This is a genomic window from Siminovitchia sp. FSL W7-1587 (assembly GCF_037963795.1).
Lineage (GTDB): Bacteria > Bacillota > Bacilli > Bacillales > Bacillaceae_C > Siminovitchia > Siminovitchia thermophila.
Window position 1 is genome coordinate 4,125,420 of sequence record NZ_CP150169.1, and the last position, 16,420, is coordinate 4,141,839.

13 protein-coding genes and 1 riboswitch are annotated in these 16,420 nt (G+C 40.9%); of the genes, 11 read left to right on the forward strand and 2 right to left on the reverse strand.

The window, feature by feature from the left end; translation table 11 throughout:
• Positions 1–21: 21 nt before the first annotated feature.
• Positions 22–1,035 carry a DUF1835 domain-containing protein gene (locus tag NST31_RS19320; protein ID WP_077110437.1) on the forward strand — a complete coding sequence of 338 codons (1,014 nt, stop codon included), beginning with the start codon at positions 22–24 and terminating at the stop codon, positions 1,033–1,035.
• A gap of 331 nt (positions 1,036–1,366) precedes the next feature.
• Entirely contained in the window at positions 1,367–2,932 is a 1,566-nt protein-coding gene (locus tag NST31_RS19325) for a Vga family ABC-F type ribosomal protection protein (protein WP_077110439.1), read from the forward strand.
• Positions 2,933–3,074: 142 nt separating this feature from the next.
• Here the strand turns inward: NST31_RS19325 and NST31_RS19330 are convergent, their stop codons facing one another.
• Entirely contained in the window at positions 3,075–3,560 is a 486-nt protein-coding gene (locus NST31_RS19330) for a GNAT family N-acetyltransferase (protein ID WP_339162723.1), read from the reverse strand.
• A gap of 836 nt (positions 3,561–4,396) precedes the next feature.
• On the opposite strand from NST31_RS19330, the gene NST31_RS19335 reads away from it, so the two are divergent.
• From NST31_RS19335 to NST31_RS19350, 4 genes are all read left to right on the forward strand, one after another.
• On the forward strand, positions 4,397–6,139 hold the full coding sequence (locus NST31_RS19335; RefSeq protein WP_339162725.1) for an ABC transporter ATP-binding protein: 1,743 nt from the start codon (positions 4,397–4,399) through the stop codon (positions 6,137–6,139).
• Positions 6,136–7,884 carry an ABC transporter ATP-binding protein gene (locus NST31_RS19340; RefSeq protein WP_339162727.1) on the forward strand — a complete coding sequence of 583 codons (1,749 nt, stop codon included), beginning with the start codon at positions 6,136–6,138 and terminating at the stop codon, positions 7,882–7,884. The genes NST31_RS19335 and NST31_RS19340 overlap by 4 nt, the downstream gene beginning before the upstream one ends.
• Before the next feature lie 345 nt (positions 7,885–8,229).
• Complete coding sequence (locus NST31_RS19345; protein WP_077110446.1) at positions 8,230–8,628, forward strand: MarR family transcriptional regulator; 399 nt, start codon at positions 8,230–8,232, stop codon at positions 8,626–8,628.
• On the forward strand, positions 8,629–8,970 hold the full coding sequence (locus NST31_RS19350; protein ID WP_077110448.1) for a DUF3147 family protein: 342 nt from the start codon (positions 8,629–8,631) through the stop codon (positions 8,968–8,970).
• A 49-nt stretch (positions 8,971–9,019) separates the two neighbouring features.
• Here NST31_RS19350 and NST31_RS19355 read toward each other — a convergent pair whose 3' ends face one another.
• Complete coding sequence (locus NST31_RS19355) at positions 9,020–10,426, reverse strand: dipeptidase (protein WP_077110450.1); 1,407 nt, start codon at positions 10,424–10,426, stop codon at positions 9,020–9,022.
• Positions 10,427–10,576: 150 nt separating this feature from the next.
• On the opposite strand from NST31_RS19355, the gene NST31_RS19360 reads away from it, so the two are divergent.
• From NST31_RS19360 to NST31_RS19380, 5 genes are all read left to right on the forward strand, one after another.
• The gene (locus NST31_RS19360; RefSeq protein ID WP_321189661.1) at positions 10,577–10,945 is read left to right on the forward strand and encodes a hypothetical protein; all 369 of its coding nucleotides are present in this window, start codon (positions 10,577–10,579) and stop codon (positions 10,943–10,945) included.
• Between the two features lie 143 nt (positions 10,946–11,088).
• Positions 11,089–11,340, forward strand: coding sequence for a hypothetical protein (locus NST31_RS19365; protein WP_339162733.1), 252 nt, complete (start codon positions 11,089–11,091; stop codon positions 11,338–11,340).
• A gap of 408 nt (positions 11,341–11,748) precedes the next feature.
• Positions 11,749–11,857, forward strand: a riboswitch (SAM riboswitch).
• Positions 11,858–12,024: 167 nt separating this feature from the next.
• Positions 12,025–13,218 carry an acyl-CoA dehydrogenase family protein gene (locus tag NST31_RS19370; protein ID WP_077110453.1) on the forward strand — a complete coding sequence of 398 codons (1,194 nt, stop codon included), beginning with the start codon at positions 12,025–12,027 and terminating at the stop codon, positions 13,216–13,218.
• Positions 13,215–14,600 carry an LLM class flavin-dependent oxidoreductase gene (locus NST31_RS19375; protein WP_077110455.1) on the forward strand — a complete coding sequence of 462 codons (1,386 nt, stop codon included), beginning with the start codon at positions 13,215–13,217 and terminating at the stop codon, positions 14,598–14,600. Before NST31_RS19370 ends, NST31_RS19375 begins: the two co-directional genes overlap by 4 nt.
• A 466-nt stretch (positions 14,601–15,066) precedes the next feature.
• Positions 15,067–15,948 (forward strand): aminoglycoside 6-adenylyltransferase, encoded by an 882-nt coding sequence (locus tag NST31_RS19380; RefSeq protein WP_077110457.1) that lies wholly within the window; start codon positions 15,067–15,069, stop codon positions 15,946–15,948.
• Positions 15,949–16,420: the final 472 nt, after the last annotated feature.

A 16,420-nucleotide genomic window follows, 5' to 3' on the forward strand; every position in this document is an offset into this window, starting at 1 on the left:
AGAAAGGAGAATCAGCTTACTATGAAAGACTTATCTCGAATCATTGATCAATTACCTGGGAGTGAGGCAAAGAACATATTGGTAAACATCATGTACCGGTTGGACCTGATGAAGGAATCTCCGGAAATTCAAGATGAAATGATCAAAGAGCTTTACTCCTTGTACGATGAGATTGTGGACGGATGTCAAAATGATTCGTACTTGGAGCGGGAATATGAAGCTGTCCATATTGCATGTGGAGAAGCTGCCGCAGGTTCGCTACGAGTAGGCTTAGACCACAAAAACAAAGTGATCGGCTTTCCTGATTTCTTTGCTGTGGGGCCGATATGGCAGCTTCATCGTGACGTCGGCCGTCAACACCGTTATGAGTGGCTGAAGAACCATATCCATATAGAGATGGATTATATGGAAGAAGAGTATAAGCAAAAATTTCTAAAAGCTCTCGAAGAAATCAAAGTTATCCCGGATCGTCTCCCCATTGTATTGTGGACGGCTGAAAATGCGGATGAACAAACGGGCATGCGGTACATCCTGTACTTATTGAAGGAAAAAGCAAATCCCGTTTTTCTCATCCATTCAACGCTAGCCTATAAGGAGCTATATGATACAGAGGAATATCAAAGTTTTCGTCTGCACACGGGAGAAATTGAACCGGAAAAACTGAAAGCCATTGATCACAAGATGCGGTCAAATGCGCTGAATGCGGAAAAAAGAAAAAGGTATGAAGGGGAATGGATGGCCCTTGCAGATACAAAAGAAGTATTGCGAATTTGGGAAAAGGGGCAAATAAAATCTGTAAGCGAACATTATTTTGATGCCTTTATAATAGAGTGTGCCCAAAAACTGCAAGCTGATCACGATCATTATGACTCTATATTATCAACGAGAGTGATCGGTGAAGTGCTGGGGAATTTGGATCAGAGCATAGGAGATGCTTTTTTGGAATACAGGCTCAGAACGCTTATTTACAAAGGGGTTTTTGAGATAAAAGAAGTCCCGAAAAGCATGAGGTTTTATAGTGTGAAATTAAGATGAAAGACCAAACAGTGTGAAAACCATTTGACAATGGTGGAAATCCGCTATAAAGTGAAAGTATATTAAATGATCGGAAGGGTGAACCAACTGAATGCTGAACTAATCCTATTTACGAAAACCTTTAATGGAAGGCGATTTTTAAACAGATGTATATCTCGTTTATTTATGTTGCCTTTAACAGCGTTTTCAGAATAGGATTGGTTTTTCTTAGTTGGGCCCAACAAGGGATTCATGTCTTTTTTTGTTGTCCGCCTATACTTTATGCCTCCTATTCTGAATTCGAATAGGGGGCGTTTTTTGTCCCCTGATCTTAGAGATTGGGGATGGTTACATGGCTTTATTAGAAGCACTCAATGTAAAGCATTATATCAAGGATCGTTTATTGCTGGATATAAAGCGGCTGGAAATTCAGGAGAATGATCGGATTGGCCTCGTTGGACGAAATGGCAGCGGAAAGACCACTCTATTGAACGTGTTGTCGGGAAAACTGGTTCCGGATCAAGGGACAGTGATCCGGCATGTGACGAGTGAACTGTTACCGCAGCTAAAACGAACAGATACTACGAAAAGCGGGGGAGAAGTGACGCAGGAATATATTCAAGAAACGCTAATCAAGGGACCTAACATCTTATTTGCTGATGAACCGACAACAAATCTTGATACGGAGCATATCGAATGGGTTGAAAAAAAACTGGCTGAATGGCCGGGCGCTTTTGTGATTGTATCCCATGACCGGGCATTTTTGGATGCGCTTTGCACGACCATATGGGAAATCAATGAGGGGCAGATCAAAGAATATACCGGTCATTATTCTGATTATGAAAAGCAAAAAGAATGGGAGCATCGTCAACATAAGCTCGCTTATGAAAAATATGAAGAAAAGAAAAAGCAGTTGGAAGAAGCGTTGAAAGCCAAAGAAAGAAAAGCCGAAAAAGCAACGAAAGCACCAAAAAAGGTCAGCAAATCAGAGGCGAAAATAACGGGCGCGAAACCATATTTTGCCAAAAAACAAAAGAAGCTGCAAAAGACGGCAAAGGCCATTACAACGAGGTTGGAAAAGCTTGAAAAAGTCGAGAAAATGAGAGAGCTTCCTCCACTTAAAATGGGTTTGCCCAATGAAGAGTCATTCAAAGACCGGATTATGATTCGGGTAGAGAATGTAACAGGTACCATAGATGACCGCCTTCTTTGGAACAAAGCGAGCTTTCATATTCGCGGTGGAGATAAGGTCGCGATTATCGGTCCCAACGGCAGTGGAAAAACCACTTTTGTGAAAAAGTTGATCCATCAAGAAAAGGGGATCACTGTTTCTCCAGCCGTGAAGATCGGCTATTTCAGCCAGAACTTACATATATTGAATGTTGATAACTCGATATTGGAAAACGTTAGTTCCACTTCCAATCAGGATGAAACATTTATTCGGACCGTATTGGCAAGATTGCATTTTTTTCGGGAGGATGTTCATAAGCCGGTTGCAGCTTTGAGTGGTGGAGAGCGTGTCAAGGCAGCGCTCGCCAAAATATTTGTGAGCGCCAGCAATACATTGGTATTGGATGAACCGACAAACTTTCTCGATATCGAAGCCGTCGGCGCGTTAGAATCGCTGTTACAAGAATATGAGGGAACCGTCATTTTTGTCTCTCATGACCGCCGGCTGATTGAAAAGGTCGCCACTCGGATAATGGTGATTCGCGATGGAAAGCTTGACATGTTTGAGGGAACGTATAGACAATATGCAGCGGATAAACGTGAAAAAACACGAGATGCAAAGGCCGATCGGCTTCTCGTACTGGAAACGAAAATATCAGAAGTGCTTAGTCGTTTGAGCGTTGAACCGAATGAAGAGTTGGAAAAAGAATTCCAAAAGCTTGTAAAAGAAAAAAGAACATTAGAGTAATCATTCAACAAACAGAATCCATTTCGAAAAAGGCCAAATGGATTCTGTTTGTTATTTTACATTCAACGTAGAAATTTCATCTCAATCTGCCAATCGTATTACTCATAAGGTGGCGCCCAGCGGAGTGTTTTCATACATTATCTTACAGCTTCAAGACCATTCTCACTGTCTTTAAAATATGTCCGTCAAACTTCTCAGCGAATTCTGTGACAGTCGTAAATCCTTTTGCTTTGTAAAATGCTATTCCGGAATCGTTCTCCTTTTCAACGTTTACAAATATGTTTTGCGCATCGTTTAAGTGTTTAATCCCTTCGTTGAGCAAGGCTGTTCCCAGCCCATTGCTTTGGTGAGCAGGATCAATATATATTGCTGTAAGTTCCGCATGGCCATTTTCTTGTACAGGAGAAAAGCCGGCAAAACCAACTATTTTTTCGCCAACTTCCGAAACGAACATCATGGATCTTGCCAACCGTTTATTCAGCATCGCATCACTATATGCGAACTCCAAGAACCTTTCTTGTATTTCTGATGGTATGATTCCTTCGTATGTATGATTCCAGCTTGTTTTGGCGACTTGCCGGACTTGCGGTATATCGCTTTTTTGCATTTTCCGGACATAAAATGGCAATTAGATCACTCTTTCGAGTTTGAATTGTAAAATAGTCGGAAAAAACGCCGCTCGATCAGAATGTAGAAGTTTCTATGGACAATATAGCATATTTTTTCATGAGCGGGGAGCTTGTTATATAAAACTCGCATGCCGGATAGGAGCTATATGTAATGGAGGAAGAAGTCGAGCAATTTAGCTGTATTGAAAGGAAGTCTGACTGATTTTCGAAACAGTTGTTTTTGGCGCAGAGGTGATTATTGGTCGATTGATGGAAACGCTCGTAATGACTACAGCAAATATCAGTATTGAGAGGAGGGTTTATGAAATTAGTTGACGGGCTTTTTCAACATCTTGGAACAAGCTTTTTACAGTAAAGACAAAGGCCTTCTTCCGGAAGAATTTTTAGAGCGAAGGACAATATAAGAAATGGGAGGGGCAAAAACCGAAATAAAAATATACTTAACTGTTGAAATATATTAAAAACGGTGATATTATTCAAGAACTACATATTTTTGCAGAAAAATAAGGGCGCTCTAAACAGGAAAGAACGTTATGAAGGAGGAATGGACAATGTTTGTACGTGCTGAAAACTTTGAAGCAGCTAATTCCATATATTGTCCATACTTGTTTTCTGCATTACTGTAATTTTCACCAACACAAACGGTATGGAAAAATTCTATACCCATTTGGAGATGCATACTCTGTTAGGGTATGCGTTTTTTTGTTGCCATTTAAAAATATCTTGAAAAAGGAGTAGATGGAAATGTTCTGCAAACAAAAAAGGTTGAGATATGAAAAGTTGTTGCTTGATAGCGGTTAGCCATAGGTACTGAAACGGAAAGAAGGGTTTATATATGTTTGGTGTATTAGGAAAATTGGGATGGTTCTTTCAACGGTATTGGGTGCAGTATTCGATCGCTATTGTACTCCTCATTATTACGAGTGCACTAGAAGTCATTCCACCGTATTTACTTGGTAACATCATCGACATTTTAACGGCCGGAGAAATGACGAAAGCGATATTGGGTAAATATATGCTGATATTCGCTGTGATCATTATCGGTGGTTACGTTTTGAATTTTGTTTGGGAATATGGGTTATTTGAGGGCGCCATCAATTTGGAAAAGATCATGCGCCGCAAATTAATGATTCATTTTTTAAGAATGTCTCCGCCTTTTTACGAAAAATACCGAACCGGTGACTTGATGGCACGCGCGACAAATGATTTGAATGCTGTATCTTTAACAGCAGGTTTTGGAATTATGACTCTGATAGACGCCACTATTTATTTGGGTGCGATTATTTTGGCGATGGGTTTCATGATTTCATGGAAATTAACGTTATTTGCAATGCTGCCGGTGCCTGTTATGGCCATATTCATCCAATATTTTGGCCGGCTTATACATGAACGGTATATAGAAGCACAGGATGCGTTTGGGGAAATGAATGACAGCGTTTTGGAATCCGTGGCGGGTGTGCGTGTGATTCGTGCCTATGTGCAAGAGAAAAACGATGAAACAAGATTTGGCAATATGAGTGAAAAGGTATACGAAAAAAATATGCAAGCCGCCAAAATCAATGCTTTATTCGGTCCCATAACGAGGTTGGGAACAGGGGTCAGCTATATCATTTCGCTTGGATACGGTGCATTCTTAATAGCAAATGGTGAAATGACGGTTGGGCAGCTTGTCACATTTAACGTATATTTGGGGCTTGCCGTGTGGCCTATATTCGCCTTCGCCGAATTGGTCAATGTGATGCAACAAGGAAATGCTTCGCTTGATCGTGTGAACGCCATCCTTGACTATAAAGCAGACATTCAAAATCGGAGAAATCCTATACGGGTGACGGAACCCCATACGATTCGTTTTGATGAGTTGGCGTTTCAGTATCCGACGAGCCAAGTGAAAAATTTGCAGGAAATTACCATGTCTCTAAAAAAAGGAGAGACACTTGGCATTGTCGGAAAAACAGGTGCCGGGAAAACAACTTTACTCAGGCAGCTGCTGCGGGAATATCCTTTTGGCGATGGACAATTATCAATTAATGGAGTAGAGATAACGGCACAACGAAAAGAGCAGATTCTGGATTGGATCGGGTATGTGCCGCAGGATCATGTGTTGTTTTCACGCACTATCCGGGAAAATATTTTATTCGGCAAAGAAGATGCAACAGAAGCCGATTTGCAAAAAGCTATTCGTCTAGCTTCCTTTGAAAAGGATTTGGAACAGCTTCCGATGGGTCTTGAAACGCTTGTAGGAGAAAAAGGGATTTCGTTGTCAGGGGGGCAAAAGCAGCGTGTGTCTATTGCTCGCGCCTTGATTAAAGATCCGGAAATATTGATTCTCGATGATTCGCTTTCGGCTGTTGATGCCAATACAGAAGCTGGCATTATCAAAAACATTCAAAATGAACGCAAAGGCAAGACAACCATCATTACGACACATCGTCTATCAAGCATACAACATGCCAATCATATTATCGTCCTTGATGAAGGGCGGATCATCGAGCAAGGGTCTCATGATGAGTTGATTCAGCAAGAAGGCTGGTATCAAGATCAATTTGTCCGCCAGCAGCTGGAAGGAGGCGGCTCATGAGTACGAGTAAACGATTGACAACATATGCCATGCAATATAAGCGACCTATTTTTCTGGGGCTGCTTTTCTTGACGGCAGCCGTTTTTACAGAACTGTCCGGCCCATTTATCGCAAAGTATATCATTGATGAACATATGACGATGGGAACCATTGCCATAGAGCCGATTGCTTGGCTGCTTTGTCTCTATTTGTTATTGTCTATCGCCACAGCGGTTTTGCGTTACTTTATGTTTGTTTTTTTGCAAAAGGGAGCCAATCGTGTTGTACAAAAGCTGCGTCAAGATGTGTTTGGACATATGCAAACATTGCCGATTCAATATTTTGATCATCTTCCTGCCGGTAAAATAGTGGCGCGTGTGACAAATGATACAGAGGCAGTCAGAAACTTATATGTCCAGGTTCTTTCCAATTTTGTGACAGGGCTCATTTCGATCGCCGGTGTGTATGTGGCCTTGTTTATTTTAAATTGGAAAATGGCGATGATTGCTTTGACGTTGGTCCCGATCATCTACCTATGGATGATTTTATATAGAAGATATGCTGCGGGATATAACAAGGTGATTCGCTCAAAAATTGCCGATCTGAATGCGATGATGAATGAATCTATACAAGGAATGGCCATTATCCAAGCCTTTCGGCGAGAAAAACAAATGACAAGCGAATTTGATGAGATGAACGAGGAACATTATGCGTATCAGCGAAAATTATTGGTTTTGGATTCGGCTACGTCTTTTAACTTGGTAGGTGCGATCCGTTTGCTCATGTTTGCGATTTTCATTTTTTACTTTGGAACTCAATCAATTACGACAGGGGCAGTCGTCACGGCAGGCACTTTATATGCTTTTGTGGATTATTTAACAAAGTTATTTAATCCCATTACGAATATCGTCAATCAATTCTCACAGCTTGAACGCTCCCTCGTTGCCGCAAGCCGTGTATTTGAAGTATTGGACATAAACGGGGAAGAAGTCTCGCGGGAAACCGTGCCAAGATACGAAGGGCGTGTCACTTTTAAAGATGTTTCATTTGCATATAAAGACGATGAATACGTTTTGAAAAATATTTCTTTCGAAGCAGACCGTGGCGAAACTGTGGCATTTGTGGGCCATACAGGATCCGGAAAAAGTTCGATTATGAATCTGTTGCTTCGTTTTTACGATCCGTCGAAAGGGAAAATTAGTATTGACGGGATAGACATCACAACAGTCCCGAGACAGGCGATACGGAAGCATATGGCTATTGTTTTGCAAGATCCATACTTATTTACAGGGACTGTATACTCTAATATCAGCTTACATGACCCGCGAATCACTCGGGAAAAAGCGGCAGAAGCGTTGAGAGCAGTCGGCGGCGAACGTGTACTTGGCCATCTAAAAAAAGGGCTGGATGAACCAGTGGTGGAAAAAGGAAGTACGCTATCTTCCGGGCAGCGCCAACTCATTTCATTTGCCCGGGCGCTTGCTTTTGATCCGGCGATTTTAATATTGGATGAGGCAACATCCAATATTGATACGGAGACAGAAGAAGTCATCCAACACGCGATGGAAGTTCTAAAGAAAGGACGGACAACATTCATGATTGCCCACCGTCTTTCCACCATTAAAAATGCCGACCGTATTCTTGTGTTGGAACGTGGCAGCATGAAAGAACAGGGAACGCACGAGGAACTACTGAGGTTGGGCGGTATTTACAATCAAATGTATCAAATGCAGGCGAAATCGCTGAAAGGAAAAATAAGTGTGTAAATGAGATTACTTTGGTCGTTTAACCATCAGATTCTAATAACTGTTTCTTCCAAGAAACATAACATTGAAGAGCGCTGAAGCAAGCTTAACTAAAGCGAACGTTTGAATGCCTCCATGACCTATCATAAAGCGGACTGATATTGACAGTAAAAAGTTCAATTTAGCCTAAATGCATGAAATATAAAGCCCAAGATTGTTGATTTTACAGCATTCTTGGGTTTGTTTTTAAAATTATTACTTTTAGGATATCCTCTTTTTCTTTCTAATATAAGGAAAACATGCACTTCATTTATATCGATAAATACGATATAATCTGAATGAGCGATATAGTGAGGAGGGTTTTGTATGTTGGAAGAACTAAACCGATACTTTACCGATATTTATTTCCATTTACATGCTGCGCATGAAGAAACGATTTCTCACCAAAGTATTCGGATTTTACAATTCGCGCAGAAAAAGCAATCCGTCATGATTCGTGATATTGCCGAGTATTTATCGATATCACATAATACAGCTTCTGAACATGTCAAAAAATTAGTAAGCAATGGCTGGTTGTATAAAGAGAGAGCGGAGCAAGATCAGCGAAAGGTATACATACATTTAACAGATCGCGGTTCTTCCATATTAAAAAAGAATACAGAATTGGATGAGGTAAAACTTCAGGCTGCGCTAAGCCGCTTATCCGTCTTTGAAAGAAAAAAGGTGGTTGAAGCATTTCGGATATTAAGCGAGGTCTCAAAATAAATGTTTTTCGTGATAAAAATAATCAGTTCGGCAGTTATTATCGGCATTGTAACAGAGCTGGCTAGACGATTCCCGTTATACGGCGGAATGCTTGCTGCCCTTCCCTTAATCAGTCTGTTAAGTATCATTTGGTTGAAAATCGAAGGGGAGTCTCTTCAGGGCATTTCCAAGTTTACTCTTGGGGTTCTAGCAGGTTTTCCGGCGACAATTATAATGTTATGCGTGGTATTTGGTCTCTTAAAGCAGTCCCTTCATTTAGGTATAGCAATTGGGGTGGGAATGATTGCTTGGGCGCTATGTTTAATCGTTCAAGATTTTATTGTAAAAGGGTTTATTTCATAAGCTTTTTAAAAAAGAACAGGATGGCGTAAATCACCCTGTTCTTTGACTTTTAATCATTTATATAAAAGATCCTTGTTTCCCTTGTGACTTTGCCAGCCTTGTTTGCTGCTTCAAAGGTCACAACGTGGAATCTTTCTTTCAAAGCCTCATGTAGCTGCAGTGACATGGTAGAATGTTGCCGATCAAAAACAGGTTTGTAAGGAATACCGTCAACAATAACGCGAAAGCTGCTTTCATCTGCTTTGGCCCCTTTTTCTGCTGTCACTTTTGCAGAAAGAAGCGGTGTTCTCTCCTGGATGATTTCACCCATTTCGTATTCTGGTGTAATGGTAAGCCCTCTCCCAACTTTTGCGGGGTCATGATCGGCAGTTTTTTCTACTACCTTTAACACACGAAGCATATTTTTGCCAAGAATTTTTTCTATGTCTTGCTTCGTATAACCTCTTTTTACTAATTCCTCTGTTAGCTTTGGCAGTTGGGATGAATCTTGGAGGTCTTCCGGCAGAGAAGCACCGTCAAAATCAGATCCAAGACCGACATGATCCACTCCGATTACATTCACGACATGATCAATATGATCAACGATATCTTTTACATAAGCCTGCGAATTGTTGGTCAAAAATACCGGATAAAATACGATATTAATGACTCCGCCATTTTTTTTCAACGCCCGTAATTGATGATCCGAAAGGTTCCGCTGGTGATCTTTTAATGCTTTCACACCCGAATGAGAGGCGATTATAGGCGCTTTGGAAACTTTGATGACATCCCAGAAAGTACTTTCAGCCATATGGGAAACATCAATCAACATCCCTAAGCGGTTCATTTCCCGGGCAACGTCCGACCCGAGTTCTGTTAGTCCTCCTTCGGAGGGCGTTTTGTCCGGATCATTGTATTCCCTGTTGGCTCCTTCACCCAAATCATTGGAATAATTCCATGTAAATCCGATCGCTTTGATACCCAAATCATCATATTGACGCAAAAGTTCGATCGCATTATTCTTATCCATGGAATAAGCGCCCTCTATCGTTGGGACGGCTGCGATGTTGTTATCGCGAACCGCTTTCATGATTTCTTTATACGTTGAAGAAATTTGAAATGTGTCCGGATTGTTTTTCTCCGTCCAATACAATGCATTGATCAGGGCGAGCGTTCTGCTGATACTGCGAGGAGTGTTATTGTAATAGCCGGATGTATATGCCGCAAAAAATGGAACATGGAGGCCTCCTGTCTGAAGCTTTGGTATATCTACCTCAAAAGGTGTATTCTGTCCAATATTCACGCTCGGAAGCCATGTTTCCGGGTCGATGACCTTACTCATTGTATCGCTATGGCCATCAGTAATGATAGAATCAAAATGAATATCGTGCGGTGAATCGGACTTCGCCAAAGCTACGGGAGCCTGAAAGAGGACAAGAAGAACTGTTGCTACGAGGTAAAGCAGCTTTTTTTTCAAAATAAACCCTCCTTTTAAGAATTATTCTACTATTCTAAAATATATATGGGAATAGGACGAAGGATTGGTTTTAGAGCGCCAAAAAAGCCTGGCGGGTCAAAAGGAACCTTTCTAATGATTATTCGTAGAAATAGATAAAGATTCGAAAGGGTGATTGCTTTGCTATGTGGATGTGATCATGGAAAAACAACTGAATTAAAAATAGAAGGAGATATAGGCGCAGATCCGGTATGGTGCCATCATTGTGGGATGAATTTGGAGTTAACAAAGATCCCGATTTCGCAAGAATTGGCCGGGCAACTGTCGGATTGGTGCGCCACTTATGGAGAATGGATTGACTGGGAGAAGGACCGTTTGAAGTGTAATGGTATCGAGCTTGAGGAAGCGCATAATCGAAAAGGGGCTTTATTAACAGAAAAAGTGAAACAGGAAGTCGGTAATGAGTATGTAGTCATATTTTCACCATCAACAAGTGCGCAGCTGTACAAAAGTATCATGGGCGGGCAGCGTGAAACATAAATGGTCGTGAACGATGCTTGAAAGCATAGCCGGCCACGGCTTCCGAATCAGGTTGTCCAGGTGTCATTGCATACATTTTATTCAAATAGTTTCAATAAGTTTATGAAGAATGGATCAGATGAAAATAACGGGGTTTTGAGGAATTGAAAAGAAAGATTCACCGATCGGAAAAAGTGCTTATAACGGGATCGGGTTTCATATTACTTTTTATGATATTTCATGACTGGTTGCCACTCGGGCCACTCAATGATGTTCAAGCAGTTGCCGCGACTCGTTCTACTGGAGAGTTGGTGATCATTACTTTATTCTGGACAGCCCAAATTATGCTGCTTATGGGAATCATATTATGTTTCATCGGCAAAACATATCCTTTTTCTGGGCCAAGTTATGGCTGATGATCCAGCGATCGCTGATCATGGCGGGGGTTCTCCTAGATTGGTGGATTCCTTATTTTTTTGGAATAGGTTCGGCAGATAGAGTAGAAAGCTATCAAGTCATGTTTGGTGAGACACATACTTTTTTGCCTGTTATGAATGGATCGTTCCTAATACCATCCATGTACTTTTTCACTCGACTTTGCTGATTTGTCTTATTTTGACTGTGTAAATCAGCTTTACCAATCAGAATAAATCGGCCATTCAAGCCGCACGCTACATACACAAGCAATAAGCCTTCAGTGCTGGTCCATCCTGTTATTTTGTTCGCGATTGTCAGACCAATGAGGATAGATGTTATTCTTCATTTCAAAAAGTGTTGACTATTTTTGAAATATTGATTATACTCTACACAAGTTAATAATTATTTTCTTATCGAGAGAGATGGAGGGACTGACCCGATGATATCTCAGCAACCAGCAATACGATTGCCCGGTGCTAATTTCAGAAGAATACGGAAGTATTCTAAAGATGAGAATGGATGGAAAAACATGCCCTTCTCTCATCTTTTTTGAGGAAGGGCTTTTTCAATTGAAAAATAGGATTTGGCCTACTAGTCAACTAGCGGCTCTCACTTTAAGGATTCCCTTAGTGAGAGCTTTTTTAATGGGCTAAACCAATATGTAGGAAAAGGGGATAGTTGGTATGGCACTTCATGTTCAAAAGAAAGAAACATATGGCGCAATTAGAGAACAATTAAGTGAAATCATTGATCGTGTTATTCGACCAAATGCTGATCGTCTCGATCGGGAAGGGGCTTTTCCGCTTGAAAATTTAAAAGTGCTGGGCCAAGAGGGTTGGAGCAGTATTTTTCTTCCAAAAGAGCTGGGCGGATTGGAGCTTGATTATGAGGCATTTGGCCTCATTGTTCAAGAAATTGCACAAGCATGTCCATCTACCGCGCTCGTCTATACGATGAACGTTGGAGCGGCCGCTATTATTTATCATTATGGCAACGAAGATCAATGGCATCGTTGGTTGAAGCCATTGCGTAAAGGAAAGTTCGGGACGATTGCCAATAGTGAAAGGGCATCAGGCGGCCAATACTGGCTCAGTCATAGCAGGGCCGAATGTAAGGGGGATGGGTATCTGCTGAATGCGGAAAAATCTTTTGTCACCAGCAGTGGTTATGCTGATTTTTATGTGTTGCTAACGAGGTCTCCTCATGCGGAAGTGTCTTATGACCTTTGTTACTTTATTGTGGATGCGAAACAGGACGGAATTGAAGCGGGTGTGTGGGATGCGCTTGGTGTGCGTGGAAATCATAGTTCTCCCGTTCGTTTTGATCAAATTTTTGTGCATAAACGTGACCGAATCGGTGAAGAAGGCACTGGAAAAACAATAGTCGAGAATAGCCATGTCTATTTATTTGGTTTGGGTGCTGCTTGGGTGGGCACAGCCATTGGCATTTTTCATGAGGCTGCTGCGCATGCGAAAAAATCTTCGGCAAAATATCAAACGATAAGAAATCAGCTTGCCTCGGCAAAGATATTGATCAACAGTTTATCCGCTTGGCAAAAGGATATTGCCGCCCGATTGAATGAATGGATTCAATTAGGCGCACCTCTTCCGAATGAATTACGGACACTGTTGTATCAGTTTAAAGTCCATGCTTCCGAGACGGCCAATCAAGTTGCGCAAATCTCCATGGATGTAGCCGGCGGATTTGGATATAAAAAAGGAACGTTGGAACGTCTATACCGGGATTCGCGTGCGGGCATTGTGATGGGCCCTTCTAACAATCTGGCAAAAGAATTAATCGGCAAGCAAATTGTCGGAGTGGAAACATCCCTTTGGCCTGAATATAACAATCAACAGCAAGGAGAGCGTAGAAAATGACCAGTAAAAAAATGTTATTAAATGCTTTTGTCATGAATTGCCCGGGAAATCAGTCTCCTGGATTGTGGCGGCATCCAGATGATCAATCCCATCGTTATACTGATTTGGAACAGTGGATAGAGTTGGCGAAAACGTTGGAAAAAGCCAAATTTGATGCTGTTTTTATAGCGGATGTGCTCGGTCACTATGATGTCTACGAAGGAACCAGGGATGCGGCGCTTCGGCAAGCCGTGCAATCACCCATCAATGACCCGCTTTTGATTATACCGGCCATGGCATCTGTCACAGAATATCTTGGATTTGGCGTAACCGCTTCGGTGACACATGAGAACCCGTATCCATTTGCCCGCCGGATGTCGACTTTGGATCATTTGACAAAAGGAAGAGTCGGCTGGAATATTGTCACTTCTTATTTGAAGAGTGCTTCATTGAACATTGGCTTGAAGAAACAGATTAAACATGATGAACGCTATGATATTGCCGAGGAATATTTGGAAGTATGTTACAAGTTATGGGAAGGCAGTTGGGAAGATGGTGCTGTTGTAAGGGATAGGGAAAGAAAAATGTTTGTCGATCCAGCCAAGGTTCATGATATTGATCATGATGGCCGTTACTTTCATATACCCGGCGCCCATTTATGTGAACCGTCACCACAGCGAACTCCCGTCATTTATCAGGCAGGCTTATCTCCGAGAGGAAGTGCCTTCGCCGCCAAGCATGCGGAAGGAGTATATATATCAGCTCCCGTCATTTCGATCGCCAAAAAATATGTTAATACGATTCGGAAGCAAGCGGAGCATTATGGAAGAAAAGGTGATGAAATCAAAATATTCAGCTTGTTTACGCCCATTGTTGGCAAAACACAAGTGGAAGCGGAAGCTAAATACAAAGATTATAAAAGTCACATTAGCCGGGAGGGGGCATTGAGTTTATTCAGCGGCTGGACCGGTATAGATCTTTCACAATACGATCCCGACGAACACCTGCAATTCATTGAAAATGACGCAATGCGTTCCAGGGTGGAGATTTTTACGAAAGCGGATCCTGATAAGCAATGGACTATAAATGAAATTGCTGAATTTGTAGGTATTGGCGGAATTGGTCCCGTTGTTGCAGGAACACCGGAAACGATTGCCGATGAGATGGAAAAGTGGGTAAATGAGGCTGGTGTGGATGGCTTTAATATCACATACACCGTCATGCCTGGTTCTTTCGAGGAATTTTCAGAGCTTGTTATACCTGTGTTGCAAGAGCGAGGATTGGTAAAAAAAGAATACGAACAGAAAACATTGCGCGGCCATTTATTTGGCTTTGACCAGTTGGCAAATCATCATCCGGGAAAACAATACTCATGGAAACACTTGTCCACACATCGCTCTTAAGAAAGTTGACTGGACGACTGGAGCCTCTTATGAAAACGAGTAAGAGGCTTTTTCTATTGTGACTTTATTCAATGATGAAGAGGCGGCAAATTGAATGAAACAATAAAGCATATATTTCATGTTTTTTTCTCGCATCATATAGTTGGGGAAAAACAAGAAATCAATATAGGAGCAACTGCTGTAGATTTCAAATAAATTTTACTGTTTAAAAAAGTTGCGCCGATTTGAAAAAGTTACTCATAGATAAAAAAGAAGGGGTTTCGGCTTACCTTATGGAACTAACAGGATAGCAGAGTGAATCTGCGAATAAATGTGGAAATGGTGATGAAAAAAAGCTGGCTCCAAATAGGGAGGAAGGTTAGATAAAAAAATGTTAAATAAATGATAATTTGGTTTATATCATCCACGAGCCCTCCATTTTGAATTTTCCATGTAAAGCCAACTATATATATCCGAGGGAAATGAAATGAGAAATGAACAAGAAATGATGGGGCTTATCATAAACATCGCCAAAGAAGATGAACGTATTCGGGCCGTCTATATGAACGGTTCAAGAACAAATCCGAATGTGCCAAAGGATATTTTCCAGGATTACGATGTTGTTTATGTTGTGACAGAAACAGTATCTTTTGTAAAAGATAAGACATGGGTAAATGCTTTTGGGGATTTAATCATGATGCAAGAACCTGACAAAAATGATTTCGGCGAGGAAATAGATTTTGATTTTACGAGCTCTTACGGATTTTTAATGCTCTTTACAGATGGAAATCGCATAGATCTCCGCATCCAAACAAAAGAAGTTGTATTTGAAGAGTATGGAAAAGATAAGCTCACTCTTCCCTTAATGGATAAAGATCATCTTTTACCGGCAATCCCTTATCCCACTGATATAGATTACCATGTCAAAAAGCCATCCCAAAGTGAATACGATAGTTATACAAACAATTTTTGGTGGTGTTTACAAAACGTTGCAAAAGGAATTTGGCGTGATGAGCTTCCGTATGCAAAGCATATGTTTGAATATACGATAAGAGAATCTTTGGATAAAATGGTTACTTGGTGGATTGGGACACAAGAAGATTTTCAAGTTTCAACAGGTAAATTTGGTACATATTTTAAAATATACCTTCCAGAATCATATTGGGAAATGTACCAAAAAACGTATGCTGATTCTGAATATACAAATATGTGGGAATCAATATTTGTTACTTGTGAATTGTTTAGAATCTTATCTAAAGATGTCGCTAAACACTTTCAATTCACTTATCCAATGAATGATGATAGAAACATGATTCAATATCTTAAACATGTTAGAGATTTACCTTCTGACGCAAAAGAAATATTTTAAGAAAACGGACGCACCCTGTTAATTATGGGGTGCTTACTCAATGAACGGGCGCTTACCATATCTCATGATCCGATTTTTGAGTGCTTGCTCAATATTGAATCGGCGCTTTGTCGACAAGGATGTCAAAAATGCTCACACTTTTTTATAAAGTGAAACATCATTCAGTAGGGCTTTTACTGAATGTTAGTTGAGCGAATCGGGCATGTAGGTGCCGTTTTCTCCCACTTAGACCTTTTGTATTCACTCAAGATTTTGAAGTGGTGTATATGCACCTTACATGCGGGATAAATAAGTAAATGTGTTACAATCATTAGAGCAGAATTGAACAATCTTGTCCTATTTCTCAAACAAGTTATTAGGAATTTGAATCAAACTTACTTCTAAAGCTACAGCTATAAGGAATTGATTTTTTGCGGTAACTGGGTTTTGTCCCATTTCCGGAGGTACAATTCTGGCCGATAAAACGATCTAT

Coding starts and splice junctions, on each gene's coding strand:
- NST31_RS19320 (WP_077110437.1), top strand. CDS start 22: ATGAAAGACTTATCTCGAATCATTGATCAATTACCTGGGAGTGAGGCA.
- NST31_RS19325 (WP_077110439.1), top strand. CDS start 1,367: ATGGCTTTATTAGAAGCACTCAATGTAAAGCATTATATCAAGGATCGT.
- NST31_RS19335 (WP_339162725.1), top strand. CDS start 4,397: ATGTTTGGTGTATTAGGAAAATTGGGATGGTTCTTTCAACGGTATTGG.
- NST31_RS19340 (WP_339162727.1), top strand. CDS start 6,136: ATGAGTACGAGTAAACGATTGACAACATATGCCATGCAATATAAGCGA.
- NST31_RS19345 (WP_077110446.1), top strand. CDS start 8,230: ATGTTGGAAGAACTAAACCGATACTTTACCGATATTTATTTCCATTTA.
- NST31_RS19350 (WP_077110448.1), top strand. CDS start 8,629: ATGTTTTTCGTGATAAAAATAATCAGTTCGGCAGTTATTATCGGCATT.
- NST31_RS19370 (WP_077110453.1), top strand. CDS start 12,025: ATGGCACTTCATGTTCAAAAGAAAGAAACATATGGCGCAATTAGAGAA.
- NST31_RS19375 (WP_077110455.1), top strand. CDS start 13,215: ATGACCAGTAAAAAAATGTTATTAAATGCTTTTGTCATGAATTGCCCG.
- NST31_RS19380 (WP_077110457.1), top strand. CDS start 15,067: ATGAGAAATGAACAAGAAATGATGGGGCTTATCATAAACATCGCCAAA.